Genomic DNA, 17,486 nt, shown 5'->3' with positions numbered 1-17,486 from the left:
GCGCAGGGCCGTTTATTTCACCAAAGCTGCCGTGCGGTACTTGCCCTTGTAGGGCGCGAACTGCGCCTGGATCGCGGCCATATCGGCGTCGGCGTCGCCGGTGGTGTAGAACGGCGTGCCGAGCGTGAAGCTCTTGCTCGGGTAATCGATGAACAGCGGCAGGATTGGCACCTGGGCATCCTGAGCGATGCGCATGAAGCCGCTCTTCCAGCGCTTCACCGGCTTGCGCGTACCCTCGGGCGTAATGCCCAGCCACATCTTTTCATGCGCGGCGAAGCGCTCGACCATCTGTCCGACCACGTCGGTGGCGGCGCCACGGTTGATCGGGATCATGCCGATCGGGCGGAGAATCACGCCAAGCGGGCCTTCGACGACTTCGCGCTTGATCATGATGCCGATATTCACGCCGGCGGCGATCTTCATCACCAGGCCCCAGAAGCCATCCCAGTACGACGAATGCGGCGCGCCGATGACGATGAGCTTGGGCAGGTCCGGCAGTTCGCCGTGCAGTCGCCAGCCGGACAGGCGCAATATGCCGCGCGCCACGGCCGGCCAGAAACGACTGTTGACCGGCGGTGCGTTCGGCGGCAGCTTGGGCAGGTTCAACGAACTCATTCGCGACTCCAATCGCGCGAACGCGTTTGTTTGATCTTGCCGCGCTGCTGTTTGCCGACAAGGCGACGTTCCTTGGCGGCGCGGCTGGGCTTGGTGGCGATGCGCTTTTTTGGCGGTACCAGCACGCCGCGAATGATTTCGACGAGGCGTTCGCGCGCATCGTCGCGATTGCGGGCCTGGTCGCGGAATCGGCGCGCCTGGATCACCAGCACACCCTCGGAGGTCAGGCGACGATCGCTGCGTGCGAGCAGACGCTCACGTACCTCGTCGGGCAACGAAGGGGACGATTGCACATCGAAGCGCAGTTCCACCGCGCTCTCCGTGCGATTGACGTGTTGGCCGCCGGGGCCGTCGGCGCGCAAAAAGCGCTCGACCAGCTCCGCTTCGGGCAACACGATGGAACGGCTGACGGTAAGCATGACGCGCAGTTTAGCCTAAGGCCGGTAAAACCCATCCGAAGCGCGTAAGCAGGCCCTCGAAAGCGGCATCCAGCGGTGCGTCGATCCGCATCGCCTCGCCGCTGACGGGGTGGCGAAAGCTCAACCGCCAAGCGTGCAGCAGCATCCGGTGGCAACTGAAATATTGCTTGTAAAGGCGGTTATGGTCGCTCCGCCCGTGCTGGCAGTCGCCGATTACCGGGTGGTGGATATGTGCCAGATGCTTGCGGATCTGTCGGAAGCGACCGGTTTCGGGCTCGGCCAGCAACAGGGCGTAGCGCTGCTGCGGATAGCGGCCAAGCGCGATGGCCTGCTCAGTGGTCGCCAGCCGCTGATAGCGCGTGCGCGCATCGCGACGCGGGCCGGTGTCGCGCGAGCCGGGCAGGGGATAGTCGACGATGCCTTGCTCGGGATCGGGCCAGCCGCGGACCACGGTCAGGTACTGCTTGTGCACATCGCGGCCCATGAACTGCTCGCCCAGGGCGGCGGCGATCTCGCTGCTGCGCGCAATCAGCAGCACGCCGCTGGTGGCACGATCGAGGCGATGGGCCAGATAGACCGTGCCACCGACTTGCTCGCGTAGTTCGTCGATCAGAAAGACATCGGCATTGCCGACCATCTTCGAGCGATGCACGGCCATGCCCGCGGGCTTGTTGACCGCGATGATGGCGTCGTCTTGGTGGAGAATCTGGAGCAAGGGCGTCTTGGTTGTGAGTGAAGAGGAGTGAGTGGTAAGGCGCGAGGTTCAGAAATCATCTCCTATTCGTCATTCCGGCGTAGGCCGGAATCCATTCCTCAATGTGGCCGCTTGCCAAAAGTTATCTGACAAGCGAGGGCAGAGGAATGGATCCCGGCCTACGCCGGGATGACGATGTAGGAGGGGTTATCGGTGCTTGCGGGGCCAGCTTGCGATAAACGCCACGATGCCGGCAATACCCGTGATGATCGCGGGCCATATGCCATAGACGCCGACCCCAAGCGCAAGCAACGAGGCAACGATCAGCAAGCTGCCGCCGAGCAACGCGCTTGCCACCGTTCGTCGCTGCATCCGCGCGGCGTATTCCTGCTGCACCAGCATCGACGGATCGGTGCGCTGCTGTTGCTCGCCACGCGCCACCTGACGCAGCGCATCGCGAATCAGCTCCGGAAACTGTGGTGCGGCATGGAACCACTCAGGCAGGCGCTTGCGCACATCGCGCAAGGTGCGCAACGGGCTGTAGCGTTGGCGCAGGATGCGCTTGAGCACCGGGTGCGCCACGGACCAGATATCGATATCCGGGTCGAGCGTGCGGCCGACGCCTTCGATATTGAGCAGGGTCTTTTGCAGCAGGATCAGCTGCGGCTGCAAGGTGAGCTCGAAGCGGCGCGCGGTCTGGAACAATTTGACGACCAGTTCGGCCAGCGAGATCTGCGACAGCGGGCGGGTGAAATAGGGCTCGCACACCGTGCGCACAGCCGCTTCCAGTTCGTCCAGGCGCACGCTGGTGGGCATCCAGCCAGCATCGACGTGCAACTGCGCGATACGCGCGTAATCGCGCTCGAACAGTGCAATGAAGTTCTGTGCCAGCCAATACTGATCGGCTTCGGGCAACGAACCCATGATGCCGAAATCCAGCGCGATAAAGCGCGGCTCGTCGACGCGCTGCACGTCGACCCAGATATTGCCGGGATGCGCATCGGCGTGGAAAAAATTATCCCGGAAGACCTGCTCGTAAAACACGCGCACGCCCTTGGCTGCGAGTGCCTTGCGGTCGATGCCGGCCGCTTCGATGGCGGCAACGTCGTCCGCGCTGACGCCGTACACGCGCTCTAGCGTCAATACGCCGGAGGTCGTCAGATCCCAGTGCACCTCGGGGACGTAAAGGTCCACGCCGCTCTGAAAATTGCGTCGCAGCAGGCTCGCGCTGGCGCCTTCGCGCTGCAGGTCCAGCTCGTTTGCCAGCATTTTTTCGACTTCGGCGACCACGTCGAGCGGGCGAATCTTGTCCGCATTGGGGTGCCAGCGCTGCGCCAGCTCGCCCAGCGAATGCAGCAACGAGATGTCACGGGCGATTTTCTTCTCGATGCCGGGCCGCAACACCTTGACCACTACTGCGCGGCCATCGTGCAAGGTTGCCGCATGCACCTGCGCGATCGACGCGGATGCCAGCGCGGTTTCGTCGAAGCTGCTGTACAGCGTCGTGACCGAGGCTTTCAGCTCGCGCTCGACGATCGCGCGCGCTTCGCCGCCCGGGAAGGGCGGCACCTGGTCCTGCAGCAGCGCCAGCTCGTCGGCGATGTCGGCCGGAACGAGATCGCGCCGTGTCGACAATACCTGGCCGGCCTTGACGAAGATCGGGCCCAGCTCGGTCATGGCCAGGCGCAAACGTTCGCCGCGCGGGAGCTTGGACACGTCGACACGTGGGCGTCCGACGAAGGGTCGTAGCAGCTTCAGCGGACGGAACAGGTGTGCCGCGTCGACCAGTTCGTCCAGTCGATAGGCCAAGAGCACGGAGGCGACGCGCAGCAGCCCCGGTACGACTTTCAAAGGCGTCACGCGCGCGTTCCTTTCAGTTTTTGTTCCAGGCGTGCAAGCCGCGATTCCAGGCGTTCGCTGCGTTCGCGCAATAGATCGACGCCATCGAGAAAACCTTCCGCTTCGCCCGGTGCAACGGCCAGGCGCGCTTCGTCACGCAACCAGTCGGCGCCGTCTTCGGTGAGGTGTTTGGCGCTGATGCGCGCGTGGCTCAATCCTTTGCGGACGGCTTTGGCCAGCGGCACGCCGAGCACGTCGCCGAAAGTACGCGCGAAGGCTTCTTCGAAATCGGGTGCGAACTGGCTGGCAAGTTTCTCCAGCCGACGCGCCAGATCGGCATCGCCGGCAATGTCCACCTTGCCGGGCGCGATCCCATCCTCGCCGCGGCGCAATGCCATCGCCAGCAGGCTGCCGGGCGAGGCGGCTACGCGTAGCTGGCTGTCTTCGCGCGCCGGCCCGACCTTGAGGCGGTCGCCCTCGACGGTGACGGTCATGGCCAGCTCGGGGCCGCGCAGATGGATCTGCACGCTGCGGCCGTCGAGTGCGGCAAGCCGCTGCATGCTGTCCGGATCGAGCGACAAGCTGTGGTTGAGCGCCGTTTCGAGCGCGCGGCCGGCGAGTACGCGCAGCGGTCGCGGCAGCAGGGGGCGTGGGGCGGTATCGGTCATTTGACCATTGTAGCGGCGAGGGGAGCCTTTAGCCTGCGCCGGCAAACCCCAGTTGGCGCCATGCCTCATACACCGCTACAGCGACGGTATTGGAGAGATTGAGGCTGCGGCTATCGGGGCGCATCGGCAGGCGCAAGCGTTGCTCGGCGGGGATCGCATCCAGTACGTCGGCGGGCAGGCCGGCAGTTTCACAGCCGAACAGGAAGGCATCGCCGTCGGCATAGTTTGCCTCGACGTGCGCAACCCGGCCGCGCGTGGAGAAGGCGAACACTCTAGGCGAGCCTATCGCTTGCAGGCAGCTGGCGAGGTCGTCGTGAACCGCCAGCTGCGCGTACTCGTGATAGTCCAGGCCGGCGCGCTTGAGGCGGGCGTCATCGAGCTCGAAGCCCAGCGGACGGATCAGATGCAGCGAGGCGCCGGTGTTGGCGCACAGCCGGATCACATTGCCGGTGTTGGGTGGAATCTCGGGGCGGAAAAGAATGACATGCAGCATGCGGCCATTATCGATCATCGGCCGCGCGAACGGCTGAGTTTCTCAGCCGTTGCTGGCAAGCGGGCAAATCACGCCATCGTGCACCGCACACACTGCCGGGGCGATCAGCTTGTTGCTGCCATTGGCAGCCAGGCGCACGGCGTCGGGCGAGGCGTTGACCATCGCGCCCATCACCAGGGCACATACCAGCATGCAAGCGACAAACAGGCTGCGCATCATCAAGGCTTCGAATTTCATGGCATTGCTTCCTTCGCTGAAGTTATGAGGTCTTGCACGAGGTATATGGCAAGTGCCGTGCCAAGCCGAAAAATGAAGTTATATCTTTGATTAAATGGATTATTTTCACATCGCCTGATTGCCCCTAAGTTGTCCGCGGACAGCGGACGGTCTTGCCCGGACAACCGTGCGGACACTCAAAGCGTGCGGCGGACAACCCTGCCATTGGTCATTTGCACGGTGTCAGGCCCGCCACTAGCCTCGACGGAATCACTTCAGTGAAAAGGAGGTTCGTCATGGCAAGACCTTTCGCCCTGCTGGCTGCGGGAGCAATGATGGTGCTGGGCGCGGGCGCGATGCCGCCGGTGCAGGCCGCCCCGGCCGGCCAGGCCATTCCCGATATCGCGTTTACCCGTTTCACCCTGCCCAATGGCCTGACCGTTGTGGTGCATGAAGACCACAAGGCACCAGTGGTGGCGGTGAGCGTGTGGTATCACGTCGGTTCGGGCGACGAGCCCAAGGGCAAGACCGGTTTTGCGCATCTGTTCGAGCACCTGATGTTCTCAGGCTCGGAAAACCACAAGGGCACCTACTTCCAGCCGTTCGAACTGGCCGGCGCCACCGACCAGAACGGCACCACCTGGTTCGACCGCACCAATTATTTCGAAACGGTGCCGACCACGGCGCTGGACATGGCCTTGTGGATGGAGTCCGACCGCATGGGCCATCTGCTCGGCGCGATCGGCCAGAAAGAGCTCGATACGCAGCGTGGCGTCGTACAGAACGAAAAGCGCCAGGGCGAGAACCGCCCGTATGGCCGCGTCGATCAGAACATTCTCTACAACACCTATCCGGCCAACCATCCGTATCACCACGATACGATCGGCTCGATGGATGACTTGAACGCCGCCTCGCTCGGCGACGTGAAGCAGTGGTTCCACGATTACTATGGCGCTGCCAATACCACCCTGGTACTGGCTGGCGACATCACCGTGGCGCAGGCGAAGGAAAAGGCCGAGAAGTACTTCGGCGATATTCCGGCCGGTCCGCCGGTGCCGCGTCAGCAGGCGTGGATCACGCCGCTGGAAAAGAGCACGCACGGCATTCAGCACGATCATGTCGCGCAGCCGCGCATCTATCGCACCTGGGTAGTGCCGCAGCTCGGTACGGACGATGCGATCCAGCTCGATCTGGCCGCAGCCGCCTTGGGTGGCGGCAAGACCTCGCGCCTGTACCAGCGCCTGGTCTATCAGGACAAGCTGGTCGACAGTGTTTCCGCGGACGTATCGGCGTTTGCGCTGGGCAGTCAGTTCCAGATCCAGGCCGACGTGAAGCAGGGCGTGGATCCGGCCAGGGTCGACGCGGTGATCGACGAGGTGCTCAAGCAGTTCCTTGCCGAAGGTCCGACCCAGGATGAACTCGATCGCGCCAAGGTGGCCGGACGCGCGGGCTTCGTGCGCGGCCTGGAAAAAGTCGGTGGCTTCGGTGGCAAGGCGGTGATCCTGGCCGAGGGTCAGGTGTATCGCGGCGACCCGGGTGCCTACAAGAAAGATCTGCAGCGCGTGGCCGATGCCACCGTCGCCAGCGTCAAGACAGCAGCGGATCGTTGGTTGAACAAGGGCAACTACGATCTGACCGTGCTGCCCGCCGGCAAGGACTTCAATCCCGATCAGGAGGACGCCAAGGTCTCCAAATTGGCAGCTGCTCCAGGTCGTCCGGAGGCGAAGCTGCCGGCCAAGCATGAATACACCGTCGCCAAGACCCAGCTCGATCGCAGCAAGGGCGTGCCGCAGGTCGACCAGTTCCCCGACCTGAGTTTCCCCAAGCTGGAGCGCGGCAAGCTCAAGAACGGCATCGAGGTGATCCTGGCCCAGCGTCACACGATTCCGGTGACCCAGATCGAATTGCTGTTCGACGCGGGCTACGCTGCCGACCACGGCAACAAGCTCGGCACGGCGGCCTTCACCGCGGCCTTGATGGCCGAAAGCACCAAGGATCTCGACTCGGTCGAAATCTCCAAGCGCAAGCAGCGTTTGGGTGCATTGACCGGTGTCGGTTGCAGCCTCGATGCCTGCACGGCCACGCTCAGTGCCCTGAACGATCAGCTCACGTCGTCGATGTCGCTGTTTGCCGACATCGTGCGCAATCCCGCGTTCAAGGCCGAGGACATCGAGCGCATTCGTGGCCAGTGGCTCGCTCGCATCGCGCAGGAAAAGACCCAGCCGACCGGCCTGGCCCTGCGTAGCCTGCCGCCGCTGTTGTACGGCGCGGACAACCCGTACGGCGTGCCGTTTACCGGCTCGGGTACCGAGGCGTCGATCGGCGCCATGCAGGCCGCGGATCTGCAGGCCTTCCACAGCAACTGGTTGCGCCCGGACAATGTGAAGATCATCGTGGCCGGCGACACCACGCTGGACAAGATCATCCCGGAACTCGATGCCGCATTCGGCGACTGGACGCCGGCAGCGACGGCCAAGCCGACCAAGAACCTCGCTCACGTCGCCGCGCAGGCCAGGCCACGCGTGTTCCTGATCGATCGCCCGGATGCGCCGCAATCGCTCATCCTGGCCGGTCTGCTGGCGCCGTCGACCAAGGCGGCGAACAACCAGGCGATCGAAACGGCCAATGGTGCGTTCGGCGGTAGCTTCACCTCACGCCTGAACATGAATCTGCGTGAAGACAAGCGTTGGGCCTATGGCGCTTTCAGCTTCATGCAGGACGCGGTGGGTCAGCGCCCCTTCCTGATGTATGCCCCGGTGCAGACCGACAAGACCGCCGAGTCGGCCAACGAGGTCTACAAGGAAGCCGTGGCGGTCATCGGCGCCAAGCCGCTGACCGAAGAGGAGGTCGACAAGATCAAGTCCTCGGACATCCGCGGCCTGCCGGGCAGCTTCGAAACCACCACTGCGGTGCTGGGTGCGGTCGAGGACATCGTGCAGTTCAATCGCCCGGACGACTATGTGCAGACGCTCAAGCAGCACATCGAAGCCGTGCACCAGCCGGCCGCCCAGGCGGCGATCAAGGAGATCGTCACGCCACAGGCGATCACCTGGGTGATCGTGGGCGACCTGAAGAAGATCGAGCAGCCGGTACGCGCGCTGAAGCTGGGCGACGTGCAGGTCATCGACGCCGACGGCAAGCCGGTGGCGGGCAAGTAAACAGCGTGCCGTTCAGCCGCGCTTGGGCTGAACGGACCATCTCACGCTACGATGATGGCCGGGTAGGCGACTACCCGGCTTTTTTCATGGCAGATACCGCGGAGCTATCCATGCGCAAGACCCTGTTGTTGCTCGTTCCCACCATTGCGCTCAGTGCCTGTACCTGGGGCATCACGCTGACCGATGAGGCCAAGAACGTCCACACGGCCTGGCACGGCGATGTGTCCTCCTGCCGCGATCTGGGCAAGGTCACGGTGTCGGTGCAGGACCATGTCGGTCCGGTCAATCGCAATGACATCAAGGTACGTGACGAGCTGGAAGTGCTGGCACGCAATGAAGCGGCCACCATGCATGCGGACACGATCAAGCCGTTGGCCGAACCGGTGGATGGTTCGCAGGCCTGGGGTGCGTACTCGTGCGGTGCGCGTCCCGTCGGCGAGGAGCGTCGTCGCGACGCCGGTACGAGCCAGCCGCAGCAGCCGGGCTCGGCAGGCGGGGCACAGACGTTTCCTGTCAAAGGGAGTTAAGCCGGCCGCGTTGCGGCCTGTAAAGTCGGTCGCTGCGCGACCTGTAAAGGGTAAAGGGGAAAAGCCGGCGGCAACCGTGTGGGCTTTGAGCTCTTCCTCTTTACTCTTTCCCCTTTTCAGGCTGTGCAGCAGCCGACTTCACCCAACAAAAAAGGCGGCCCTCAGGCCGCCTTTTTTGTTGCCACGCGCCAGGAAGAGGCGCGCGACGTAAGACTTAGACCGCTGCGTCCTTGAGCTTCTTCAGCGGACGGATCTTCACCTTCACGGTGGCCGGCTTGGCGGCGAACCACTGCTCTTCCTTGGTGAACGGGTTGATGCCCTTGCGCTTCGGCTTGGCCGGAACGCTGATGGCGGTGATCTTCAGCAGGCCCGGCAGGGTGAAGGAGCCAGCGCCCTTCTTGTGCACGGAACCTGCAACGGCGCCTTCCAGCGCGGCCAGGACGGCGCGCACGTCTTTGGAGACAACGCCGGTGGCTTCGACCAGGTGGGCGACCAGGCCCGACTTGCTCAGGGTTTCTTTGATCGGCTTCGGAGCGGCCGGAGCTTTGGCCGCGGCCTTCGGGGCCGCTTTCTTGGTTGCTGCTTTCTTCGCCATGGATATCCCCGTGGTGGTTTGTGTAGTTACCAGTTTTGCCGGTTGGCAGTGCGAAATGTAGGGGAAGTTTGCGTATTGAGAAACCCCTTTTTTGCACGACGTTAAGGCGTTTTTCCGAGAACGGTCTTGCGGCAGTGCCCGAGGGGGCATATCATTCATATATAGATAATACATATATGTAACAATTTTAGCCGTCCAAACGCCCTGATCGAGCACGCGCAGATGAGCAGTTTCGAAACAACCGAACAACGCCTGGCCATTACTTGCCGCCGTCATCCGGCCTTTCCGCGCGAGCCTGCGGTAGTAGTACGCCTGATCAAGCATTTGCACAAACGCATTCACGACGACGCCAATGCCGTGCTGCGTCCATGGGGCATCAACCATCCGGAATACAACATCCTGATGATGATGTACGGCACGGAAGGGTATACCTTAAATCCATCACAGTTGGCCGATGCCGCCGGGGAGAAGTCGGCCAACATCACGCGATTGACCAACGAACTTTGCGACAAGGGACTGATCGAGCGCACGGCCAGCGATGAAGACCGCCGCAAGATCACCCTGACCCTGACTGCCGAAGGTGTAGCGATGATCGAGAGCTTTCTGCCCGATATCTGCGCCCTGCTCGAACGCCAGACCACGGGCCTGCAGTCGCGCGACCTGGCGCAGCTCGAGCGCCTGCTGAAGAAATTCCTCGGCCAGCTCGAACGGGATTGAACCAGATGTCCGCGGTCATCAAGGAAAACCTCTCGACCTGGACCCGGCGCTGGCCATGGCTGCCGGAGTTCCTTGCCGGCGAGCGCAGTTCGTGGGCGTTCGTGTTCAAGGCGCTGCTGGCGATGTACCTGGCCGCATGGCTGGCGATGTGGTTGCAGTTGGAGGCGCCGGCCACCTCGATGATTACCGTGGTGCTGGTGATCCATCCGCACAGCGGCATGGTGCTGGCGAAAAGCTTCTATCGGGCGATCGGTACGCTGGCAGGCAGCACGTTCGGCCTGGTCTTGATGGGATTGTTTCCGCAGCAGCGAGAGCTGTTCCTGCTCAGCCTCTCGCTATGGGTGGGCCTGTGCGCCGGCGGCGCCATGCTGTACCGCAACTTCATGTCCTATGGCTTCGTGCTGGCCGGCTATACGGCGGCGATCGTCGCCCTGCCGGCGATCAATGCGCCGCTGACGGTATTCGACTCGGCCGTGATGCGCGTGAGTGAGGTGATGCTCGGAATCATCGTGGCCGGCGTGGTCAGCGACGTCGTCTGGCCGGGTAGTCTGCGCAATGTTCTGCGCCAGCGTCTTGCCGAACACTTTGCGCATTTCATCGATTTTGCACGCGACAGCCTGGTCGGCGGGATCGCGCGCGAAGACATGGAGCGCGCGCATCTGCGCTTCGTTCGGGCGGCCGTGGAACTGGAGGACCTGCGTTCCAGCGTGATCTTCGAAGATCCCGAAGCGCGCGCCCGCAGCGGCCGCATGCAGTTGCTCAACCAGCGCTACATGGCGGCGGCGACCAGCTTTCAGTCGTTGCATCACCTGATCAATCGCATGTTGCGTCATGGGCGTCAGCCGGTCGCCGATGCATTGATCGAGCTGTATGCGCCCATCGGCGAAGCGTTGTCGCCGGAAGTACGCGACCGCCACCAGCCGGAGGTTCTGGCCACGCGCCTGCAGGCGAGCGTAACGCGCATTCCGCCGCTGGCGGCCCAGTTGCGCACGCGCTTCGAAGACGCCACTTCACTGCTCGAATTCGATACCGGACAGTTGCTGCTGCGCCGTTTCGCCGAAGAGCTGCGCGAGTTCAGCGCGCTGTATGCCTCGATGCGCGAGCAGCACCAGCGCGGCAGTGTCGAGCGCGCGGGATTTCATCGCGGCAACGACTATGCCGGCGCCTCGGTGGCGGTATTGCGTACGTTTCTTACCATGATCGCGTTGAGCGCGATGTGGATCATCAGTGGTTGGACGTACGGTGCCGGAGCGATGCTGCTGGCAACGATCTTCAGTGGACTGTACGCAACCTCGGCGCACCCGCTGGCAGCCACGTCGTACACCTGGGTGGGTTATGCGTTGGGCCTGTTGGCAGCGTTCATCGTGACCTTCTGGCTGTTGCCGGGCAGCGATGGCTTTGTGATGCTGATTGCGGCGAGCGCGCCCTTGTTGCTGATCGGCCCCTATCTGATGACTCGCAACACGCTGCCGGGGACGGGCGTGGGTTATACGCTCGGTTTCGTCTACATCCTGGCGTTGAAGAATCCGATGGTCTACGACCCGGAGCGTTTCATCAACGATGGCATCTCGCAGCTGGTGGGCCTGGGCCTGACGGGTGTGGCCTTCATATTCGTGCCGGCGGTAACCGGCAGCCTGTGGCAGCGTCGCCGCCAGTTGCAGCAGCTACGACGTCAGGTTGTATTGGCCGCCACGGCACCCGTAGACGGTTTGTTGTATCGCTTCGAAAGCATCAATCGCGATCTTTTTCAGCAGATCACCGTGCATACCAGCCCCGGCTCGGACGAATCGCGTCAGCTGCTGGCGTGGGCTTTTTCGGTGCACGAATGCGGGCGCGCGGTGATCGAATTGCGCCAGGCCGCCGCGCAGGGCGATCTACCTGAGCGCGTGGAGAGCGCGGTCGATGACGCAGTCGCGCGGGTGGCCGAACTCTATCTGGCGCCCGATGCGATGCGTTGGAGTCGCGCTGAACACGCCGTCGAGCTTGCGATCGATGCTGGCATCCAGGTGCCATCCTCGGCGCAAAGCCGTTGCCGGGCGATCCTGGCGCAACTGCATATATTGCGCGGCGCGCTGCATGACGACGAAACCGCATTGGCCACGTACATCACGCCCAAGGAGATGCCCGATGCCTCGTGAAATCGCTATCGGCGGCGCGCTGATTCCCGGCTTGCTCCCGGTCTTTCTGGGCTGCCTGCTTCTGCTTTGGATCATCGATGCGATCGTCGGTCGCTTCGGCCTCTATCGCTACGTCTGGCATCCACCCCTGTTTCGCGTTGCCCTGTTCGTCTGCCTGTTCGGCGTTGCCGGCCTTTTGCTGCTTCCCTAAAGAGCGTGTCATGAAGAGTCAATCCATACTTCGCGTTGCGATCACCGCCCTGGTGGTCGTCATGGCGGCCTTTCTCGGCCACGCCTTGTGGCGGCACTACATCTACTCGCCGTGGACGCGGGACGGACGCGTGCGCGCGGAAGTCGTGCGGATCGCGCCCGATGTGTCAGGGCTGGTGACCAAGGTGCCGGTATACGACAACGATTTCGTGCACAAGGGCGACCTGCTGATGGAAATCGACCAGGAGCGTTACCGCAATGCAGTGTCGCTGGCGCAGGCCAACCTCGCGTCGGCCGAAGCCAATGCGCGTGCCGCCGGCGCCAATATCAACGCGGCGCTCGCTGCCGCAGCGGCACGCAAGGCGGAGTTCCAGATGCGCCGGGAGCAATCCGATCGCCGCGAGAAACTGGGCGAGCTGATCGCCAAGGAAGACCGCGCCGATGCCGCATCCACCGCCAACTCCGCCCTGGCAAGCTGGCAGCAGGCGCAGGCCGGCGGCAATCAGGCGAATGCGGCGCGTGCGCAGGCGCAGGCGGCGGTGGAGCAGGCGCAAGTATCGCTGGATCTGGCTACGTTGAACCTGGAGCGCACCGCCGTGCGCGCGCCGGTCGATGGCTATGTCACCAACCTGGACGTGCGCGTCGGCGATTACGCCGCCACTGGCAGTCCGCGCATGGCGCTTATCGATAGCCACAGTTATTACATCTACGGCTATTTCGAGGAAACCAAGATTCCGCACCTGCGTATCGGCGACCCGGTGAAGATCCGCCTGATGAGTGGCGGTACGCGGCTCGACGGCAAGATCATCGGCGTCGCCCGCGGCATCACCGATGCGGACAATCCCACGGGTACCGATCTGCTGGCCAAGGTCAATCCGACGTTCAACTGGGTGCGTCTGGCGCAGCGCGTGCCGGTGCGCATTGCGATCGATACGGATCACATGCCGGAGGGGACGCTGTTGGCTGCGGGAATGACGGCGACGATCGAGGTGCAGCCGCATCGGTGAATCAGGTCGTCAACCGCCCAAGCCGCAAACCCAACCACTTCTCCACATCCGCCCATTCGCGATCGAGAATGCTGTAGCAAACCGTATCGCGCAGTGAGCCATCAGGCCGGCGCTTGTGGTTGCGCAGCACGCCTTCGCGCACGGCACCCAGCCGTTCGATGGCGCGCTGCGAATCCTGGTTGCGATGATCGGTGTGAAACTCCACCGCCACGCAGCCGAGCGTTTCGAAGGCGTGCTTGAGCAACAGGCGCTTGCAGGCGGTGTTGACGTGGCTTTTCTGCCAACGTTTCGCATACCAGGTATAGCCGATGGCCACGCGACGCGGATCGTCCACATAGTCGTAGAAACGCGTGGTGCCAACGATTTCACCGCTGCGCTTTTCGCGGACGGCGAACGGCAGCATCAATCCCGCCTGATGACCGGCCAGGGCCTTGTCCACGTATTGGCCCATCTTGCCGGGCGCCGGCGCGCTGGTGAACCACAGGTTCCAGAGTTCGCCATCGGCAGCCGCCGCCTCCAGGCCCGGAATGTGATCGGGTTGCAGCGGCTCGAGGGCGACATGGTCGTCTTCCAGCACGGCAAGGGGCAGGGGCATGCCGGTTCAGGCGTCCAGATCGGGAATGAGCTTGCTTTCCAGGCGCGCGATCGCGTCCTTGAGCAGGAGCTTGCGCTTTTTCATCCGGGTGAGCTGCAGCTCGTCGCGGCCGATGGCCGCGGCCATATGCTCGATGGCGGCGTCCAGGTCGCGGTGCTCGATCCGCAGCTCGGCCAGGAGATGGGCGATTTGGGCGGGATCTTGAACCGGCATGAGCACTTGGCACTTAAAGGAACGGCGGTGGAACCCCAAGTGTACGCCAGCCGGCCGGCCCCGGGGCGGTTACAATGGCCGCAGGTCCCTTCATCTTTCCTCCCTTCATGTCCGCCCAGCCCGAACCCTCTCGCAAGCAGGCCTACGAGGCCGGCAAGCTCGCCAAGCGCCTGCGTCATCAGGTCGGCCAGGCGATCGCCGACTTCAACATGATCGAGGCCGGCGACAAGGTGATGGTGTGCCTGTCCGGTGGCAAGGACTCCTACACGATGCTCGACCTGCTGCTATCCCTGCAGGCCAAGGCACCGGTGCGCTTCGAGCTGATCGCGGTGAATCTTGATCAGAAGCAGCCGGATTTCCCCGAGCATGTCCTGCCGGAATACCTGCGTGAGCGTGGTGTGCCCTTCCACATCATCGAGCAGGACACCTACAGCACGGTCACGCGGGTGATTCCCGCCGGCAAGACCATGTGCAGCCTGTGCTCGCGCCTGCGGCGCGGCGCGCTGTATCGCTGGGCGTCGGAGAACGGCATCACCAAGATCGCGCTGGGGCATCACCGGGACGACATCCTGGGGACGTTTTTCCTGAACATGTTCTACCAGGGCAGCCTCAAGGCGATGCCGCCCAAGCTGCGCTCGGACGACGGCAGCCATGTGGTGATCCGTCCGATGGCGTATTGCAAGGAAAGCGACATCGCCGAATACGCACAGGCGCGCGAATTTCCGATCATTCCCTGTAACCTGTGCGGCTCGCAGGAAAATCTCCAGCGCAAGGCGGTCAAGCGCATGCTGGAAGACTGGGAGCGTCAGCAGCCCGGGCGCAGCGAGACGATTTTTCGCGCGCTGGGCAATGTCGCGCCGTCGCAGCTGACCGACCGCGCCCTGTTCGATTTCGCTTCGCTCGGTGCGCGCGTGGAAGCACCGCCAGTCGATGTCCATGCATGGCTGGCCGGAACCTCCGATGACGCGTAATGTGTTTCTTTTGACTGTCCTTCACTTGTGAGTAGCGCCGTGTCCCTTTTTGCTTCCGTTGAAATGACCCCGGGCGATCCGATCCTCGGGATGACCGAGGCCTTCGTGGCCGACCAGCGCCCGGGCAAGGTGAACCTTGGCGTGGGCATCTACTGCGACGAACAAGGCAAGATTCCGCTGCTGCGTGCCGTGCGCGAAGTGGAAGAGGCGATGGCGCGCGAGGGCAAGCCGCGCGGTTACCTGCCGATCGATGGCCTGGCCGCTTATGACCAGGCCACCCAGCGCCTGGTCTTCGGTGCCGAATCGCCGCTGCTCGAGGCGGGCCGCGTGGCCACCTCGCAGACCATCGGTGGCAGCGGTGCGCTGCGGGTCGGTGCCGATCTGCTGCGCAAGGCGCTCCCCAAAGCCAAGATCGCGATCAGCAGCCCGAGCTGGGAAAACCACCGCGTGGTGTTTATGGCGGCGGGTTTCGAAGTGGTCGATTACACGTATTACGACGCCGCTACGCATGGCCTGGATTTCCCCGGCATGCTGGCCGATCTGGGCAAGCTCGAACCCGGTACCGTCGTATTGCTGCATGCCTGTTGCCATAACCCGACTGGCGTCGATTTGACCGTCGAGCAGTGGCAACAGGTCGTCGAACTGGTGAAGGAGCGTAATCTGCTGCCCTTTATCGACATGGCGTACCAGGGCTTCGACAAGGGCACCGATGCGGACGCTGCTGCGGTGCGCCTGTTTGCCGCCTCGGGCATCGATTCGTTCGTCGTGGCCAATTCGTATTCGAAGTCGTTTTCGCTCTACGGCGAGCGCGTCGGCGCCTTGTCGATCGTCGGCGCCAATCGCGAAGAAGCGCAGCGCGTGCAGTCGCTGGTCAAGCGCACCATTCGCTCGAATTACTCCAGCCCGGCCACGCATGGCGGCGCTTTGGTCGCCGGCGTGCTCGGCAGTGCCGAACTGCGCGCGCTGTGGGAAAGCGAGCTGACCGAAATGCGCGAACGTATCCATGCGATGCGTGCCGGCATGGTCGAGAAGCTGGCCGCGCAGGGCTTGGGCCGGTATGAATTCATCCAGCGCCAGGCCGGTATGTTTTCGTATTCGGGCTTGAGCAAGGCGCAGGTTGATCGCTTGCGTGAAGAGTTCGCCATCTACGCGATCGGCACCGGTCGTATCTGCGTGGCGGCGCTCAATCGCGCGAATCTCGATACGGTGGTCAACGCCGTCGCCGCTGTCAGCAAATAACTGCCTGCACGGACATCGCCCCGGCCTATGCCGGGGCATGCTGGCTGTGTCTTTGAGCGAAAGATATTGGGTCACGGCAAAAGCCGGGACGACGAAACTATTTTCCTGATCGGATTATTCATGTTCTTCCGCAATCTCACGCTGTTCCGTTTTTCTCCCGCCGTTGCCGAAGATCTCAATCGCCTCGATGAAGTGCTGGGCGAGCATCGTCTGCGCCCCTGTGGCCCGTTGGAAATGGGCACCAAGGGTTTCGTGCCGCCGGTGGGGCGCGGCGAGGAAGCGGCCATGACGCATGCCGTCAAGGCATGCACGCTGGTGACGGTTGGCAGCGAGGACAAGCTGCTGCCTTCGGCGGTGGTCAACGACGAGCTACAGCGCAAGGTGCAGAAGATCGCCGAGGAAGAAGGGCGCAAGGTGGGTGGCCGCGAGCGCAAGCGGATCAAGGAAGACCTGCTCACCGAACTGCTGCCGCGTGCCTTCGTGCGCAGCTCGCGCATGTCCGCCTATGTCGACAAGCGTCATGGCTGGCTGGTGCTCGACACCTCCAGCCGCAAGTCGGCGGAGAACGCGCTGACCCAGATGCGCGAAGCACTGGGCAGCTTCCCGGCTGTGCCGCTGGCGCCCGAAGAAGGCCCACGTGTGCTGATGACCGACTGGCTGGCCACCGGCAATCTGCCCGGCGGCCTGGCCCTGGGCGACGAATGCGAGCTGCGCGACCCGGCGACCGCTACCGGCGCCATCGCCCGCTGCCGCCGCCAGGACCTGGAAAGCGAGGAGGTGAAGGAGCACCTGCGCAATGGCAAACAGGTGTTTCAGCTCGGTCTCACCTTTGATGAGCGCATCAGCTTCGTGCTCGGCGAGGACCTGATCGTCCGCAAGATGAAGTTCCTGGACGCGGTCCTGGACGAGATGGGCGACAGCCAGCAGGACGCCGCAGCCGAGATGGATGCTCGTTTTGCCCTGCTCACCCTGGAGCTGGAGCGCCTACTGGGCAAGCTGGAAGAGTGGTTCGGGCTGCCACGCCCAGCCGATGCCTGACACCGATCCGGTCATCTGCCCGTCTTGGGACGGGGGCAAGCTTGCCCCATATTGGTCTTCCCGGCAGGTTTCCTCGGAAACCTGAACAGGGAGGGGCCCCGGCTGCGGAATGACAAGTTTTTCAGCCTCCCCCAAGCAGAATGCTCTCACCCCGC

19 protein-coding genes are annotated in these 17,486 nt (G+C 63.3%); 9 read left to right on the top strand and 10 right to left on the bottom strand.

All coding sequences use genetic code 11. The annotated features are described in order from the left end of the window. Window positions 1-12: 12 nt before the first annotated feature. The 7 genes from ACZ6WW_RS09520 to ACZ6WW_RS09490 form a co-directional block, all read right to left on the bottom strand. Window positions 13-615, bottom strand: a complete 603-nt coding sequence (locus tag ACZ6WW_RS09520) for a 1-acyl-sn-glycerol-3-phosphate acyltransferase (protein ID WP_281850693.1) — start codon at window positions 613-615, stop codon at window positions 13-15. Then, a complete protein-coding gene (gene arfB, locus ACZ6WW_RS09515; RefSeq protein WP_465273973.1) occupies window positions 612-1,034 on the bottom strand; it encodes an alternative ribosome rescue aminoacyl-tRNA hydrolase ArfB in 423 nt (140 codons plus the stop codon). Before arfB ends, ACZ6WW_RS09520 begins: the two co-directional genes overlap by 4 nt. 10 nt (window positions 1,035-1,044) lie before the next feature. Beyond that, a complete protein-coding gene (locus tag ACZ6WW_RS09510; RefSeq protein WP_465273972.1) occupies window positions 1,045-1,749 on the bottom strand; it encodes a pseudouridine synthase in 705 nt (234 codons plus the stop codon). A 186-nt stretch (window positions 1,750-1,935) separates the two neighbouring features. Further along, window positions 1,936-3,588: a ubiquinone biosynthesis regulatory protein kinase UbiB gene (gene ubiB / locus ACZ6WW_RS09505; protein ID WP_465273971.1), complete on the bottom strand. Its 1,653-nt coding sequence runs from the start codon at window positions 3,586-3,588 to the stop codon at window positions 1,936-1,938. Continuing rightward, on the bottom strand, window positions 3,585-4,235 hold the full coding sequence (locus ACZ6WW_RS09500) for a ubiquinone biosynthesis accessory factor UbiJ (RefSeq protein ID WP_465273970.1): 651 nt from the start codon (window positions 4,233-4,235) through the stop codon (window positions 3,585-3,587). The genes ubiB and ACZ6WW_RS09500 overlap by 4 nt, the downstream gene beginning before the upstream one ends. Window positions 4,236-4,263: 28 nt before the next feature. Further along, window positions 4,264-4,728, bottom strand: a complete 465-nt coding sequence (trmL, locus tag ACZ6WW_RS09495; RefSeq protein ID WP_465274054.1) for a tRNA (uridine(34)/cytosine(34)/5-carboxymethylaminomethyluridine(34)-2'-O)-methyltransferase TrmL — start codon at window positions 4,726-4,728, stop codon at window positions 4,264-4,266. Between the two features lie 42 nt (window positions 4,729-4,770). Continuing rightward, window positions 4,771-4,965 (bottom strand): hypothetical protein, encoded by a 195-nt coding sequence (locus ACZ6WW_RS09490; RefSeq protein ID WP_281850688.1) that lies wholly within the window; start codon window positions 4,963-4,965, stop codon window positions 4,771-4,773. Between the two features lie 275 nt (window positions 4,966-5,240). On the opposite strand from ACZ6WW_RS09490, the gene ACZ6WW_RS09485 reads away from it, so the two are divergent. After that, window positions 5,241-8,102, top strand: coding sequence for a M16 family metallopeptidase (locus ACZ6WW_RS09485; RefSeq protein WP_465273969.1), 2,862 nt, complete (start codon window positions 5,241-5,243; stop codon window positions 8,100-8,102). A 110-nt stretch (window positions 8,103-8,212) separates the two neighbouring features. Next, a complete protein-coding gene (locus tag ACZ6WW_RS09480) occupies window positions 8,213-8,629 on the top strand; it encodes a DUF4156 domain-containing protein (protein ID WP_465273968.1) in 417 nt (138 codons plus the stop codon). A 214-nt stretch (window positions 8,630-8,843) separates the two neighbouring features. On the opposite strand, the gene ACZ6WW_RS09475 is transcribed toward ACZ6WW_RS09480, so the two are convergent. After that, window positions 8,844-9,224 (bottom strand): HU family DNA-binding protein, encoded by a 381-nt coding sequence (locus tag ACZ6WW_RS09475; RefSeq protein ID WP_281850685.1) that lies wholly within the window; start codon window positions 9,222-9,224, stop codon window positions 8,844-8,846. A gap of 222 nt (window positions 9,225-9,446) precedes the next feature. Between ACZ6WW_RS09475 and ACZ6WW_RS09470 the strand changes: the two genes are divergently transcribed. The 4 genes from ACZ6WW_RS09470 to ACZ6WW_RS09455 are packed head-to-tail and all read left to right on the top strand — an operon-like array spanning window position 9,447 to window position 13,275. Continuing rightward, complete coding sequence (locus ACZ6WW_RS09470; RefSeq protein ID WP_465273967.1) at window positions 9,447-9,941, top strand: MarR family transcriptional regulator; 495 nt, start codon at window positions 9,447-9,449, stop codon at window positions 9,939-9,941. 5 nt (window positions 9,942-9,946) lie between these two features. After that, the gene (locus ACZ6WW_RS09465) at window positions 9,947-12,079 is read left to right on the top strand and encodes an FUSC family protein (protein WP_465273966.1); all 2,133 of its coding nucleotides are present in this window, start codon (window positions 9,947-9,949) and stop codon (window positions 12,077-12,079) included. Beyond that, entirely contained in the window at window positions 12,069-12,269 is a 201-nt protein-coding gene (locus ACZ6WW_RS09460; RefSeq protein ID WP_465273965.1) for a DUF1656 domain-containing protein, read from the top strand. The genes ACZ6WW_RS09465 and ACZ6WW_RS09460 overlap by 11 nt, the downstream gene beginning before the upstream one ends. A gap of 10 nt (window positions 12,270-12,279) precedes the next feature. Beyond that, on the top strand, window positions 12,280-13,275 hold the full coding sequence (locus ACZ6WW_RS09455; RefSeq protein ID WP_465273964.1) for an HlyD family secretion protein: 996 nt from the start codon (window positions 12,280-12,282) through the stop codon (window positions 13,273-13,275). Window position 13,276: 1 nt separating this feature from the next. Here ACZ6WW_RS09455 and ACZ6WW_RS09450 read toward each other — a convergent pair whose 3' ends face one another. Both ACZ6WW_RS09450 and ACZ6WW_RS09445 read right to left on the bottom strand, forming a co-directional pair. Next, the gene (locus ACZ6WW_RS09450; protein WP_465273963.1) at window positions 13,277-13,870 is read right to left on the bottom strand and encodes a GNAT family N-acetyltransferase; all 594 of its coding nucleotides are present in this window, start codon (window positions 13,868-13,870) and stop codon (window positions 13,277-13,279) included. Window positions 13,871-13,876: 6 nt separating this feature from the next. Beyond that, complete coding sequence (locus ACZ6WW_RS09445; RefSeq protein WP_281850679.1) at window positions 13,877-14,083, bottom strand: YdcH family protein; 207 nt, start codon at window positions 14,081-14,083, stop codon at window positions 13,877-13,879. Between the two features lie 107 nt (window positions 14,084-14,190). Here ACZ6WW_RS09445 and ttcA point away from each other — a divergent pair, with 107 nt between their 5' ends. From ttcA to ACZ6WW_RS09430, 3 genes are all read left to right on the top strand, one after another. Then, window positions 14,191-15,054, top strand: a complete 864-nt coding sequence (ttcA, locus tag ACZ6WW_RS09440) for a tRNA 2-thiocytidine(32) synthetase TtcA (RefSeq protein ID WP_465274053.1) — start codon at window positions 14,191-14,193, stop codon at window positions 15,052-15,054. Window positions 15,055-15,093: 39 nt separating this feature from the next. Next, the gene (locus ACZ6WW_RS09435) at window positions 15,094-16,293 is read left to right on the top strand and encodes an amino acid aminotransferase (RefSeq protein ID WP_465273962.1); all 1,200 of its coding nucleotides are present in this window, start codon (window positions 15,094-15,096) and stop codon (window positions 16,291-16,293) included. 120 nt (window positions 16,294-16,413) lie between these two features. Then, window positions 16,414-17,331 carry a recombination-associated protein RdgC gene (locus tag ACZ6WW_RS09430; RefSeq protein WP_281850676.1) on the top strand — a complete coding sequence of 306 codons (918 nt, stop codon included), beginning with the start codon at window positions 16,414-16,416 and terminating at the stop codon, window positions 17,329-17,331. The last annotated feature ends 155 nt before the right edge of the window (window positions 17,332-17,486 follow it).

Source organism: Dyella sp. NPDC103356 (assembly GCF_055584465.1).
Note: the sequence above shows the minus strand (reverse complement) of the source record. Positions and strands in the feature narration are given on the sequence as shown.

What these genes read in the sequence shown, in the direction of transcription:
- ACZ6WW_RS09520 (WP_281850693.1), bottom strand. Translation starts at nt 615, where the DNA reads ATGAGTTCGTTGAACCTGCCCAAGCTGCCGCCGAACGCACCGCCGGTC.
- ACZ6WW_RS09485 (WP_465273969.1), top strand. Translation starts at nt 5,241, where the DNA reads ATGGCAAGACCTTTCGCCCTGCTGGCTGCGGGAGCAATGATGGTGCTG.
- ACZ6WW_RS09460 (WP_465273965.1), top strand. Translation starts at nt 12,069, where the DNA reads ATGCCTCGTGAAATCGCTATCGGCGGCGCGCTGATTCCCGGCTTGCTC.
- ACZ6WW_RS09465 (WP_465273966.1), top strand. Translation starts at nt 9,947, where the DNA reads ATGTCCGCGGTCATCAAGGAAAACCTCTCGACCTGGACCCGGCGCTGG.
- ACZ6WW_RS09480 (WP_465273968.1), top strand. Translation starts at nt 8,213, where the DNA reads ATGCGCAAGACCCTGTTGTTGCTCGTTCCCACCATTGCGCTCAGTGCC.
- ACZ6WW_RS09500 (WP_465273970.1), bottom strand. Translation starts at nt 4,235, where the DNA reads ATGACCGATACCGCCCCACGCCCCCTGCTGCCGCGACCGCTGCGCGTA.
- ACZ6WW_RS09450 (WP_465273963.1), bottom strand. Translation starts at nt 13,870, where the DNA reads ATGCCCCTGCCCCTTGCCGTGCTGGAAGACGACCATGTCGCCCTCGAG.
- ACZ6WW_RS09490 (WP_281850688.1), bottom strand. Translation starts at nt 4,965, where the DNA reads ATGAAATTCGAAGCCTTGATGATGCGCAGCCTGTTTGTCGCTTGCATG.
- ACZ6WW_RS09455 (WP_465273964.1), top strand. Translation starts at nt 12,280, where the DNA reads ATGAAGAGTCAATCCATACTTCGCGTTGCGATCACCGCCCTGGTGGTC.
- ACZ6WW_RS09445 (WP_281850679.1), bottom strand. Translation starts at nt 14,083, where the DNA reads ATGCCGGTTCAAGATCCCGCCCAAATCGCCCATCTCCTGGCCGAGCTG.
- ttcA (WP_465274053.1), top strand. Translation starts at nt 14,191, where the DNA reads ATGTCCGCCCAGCCCGAACCCTCTCGCAAGCAGGCCTACGAGGCCGGC.
- trmL (WP_465274054.1), bottom strand. Translation starts at nt 4,728, where the DNA reads ATGCTGCATGTCATTCTTTTCCGCCCCGAGATTCCACCCAACACCGGC.
- ACZ6WW_RS09470 (WP_465273967.1), top strand. Translation starts at nt 9,447, where the DNA reads ATGAGCAGTTTCGAAACAACCGAACAACGCCTGGCCATTACTTGCCGC.
- arfB (WP_465273973.1), bottom strand. Translation starts at nt 1,034, where the DNA reads ATGCTTACCGTCAGCCGTTCCATCGTGTTGCCCGAAGCGGAGCTGGTC.
- ACZ6WW_RS09475 (WP_281850685.1), bottom strand. Translation starts at nt 9,224, where the DNA reads ATGGCGAAGAAAGCAGCAACCAAGAAAGCGGCCCCGAAGGCCGCGGCC.
- ACZ6WW_RS09430 (WP_281850676.1), top strand. Translation starts at nt 16,414, where the DNA reads ATGTTCTTCCGCAATCTCACGCTGTTCCGTTTTTCTCCCGCCGTTGCC.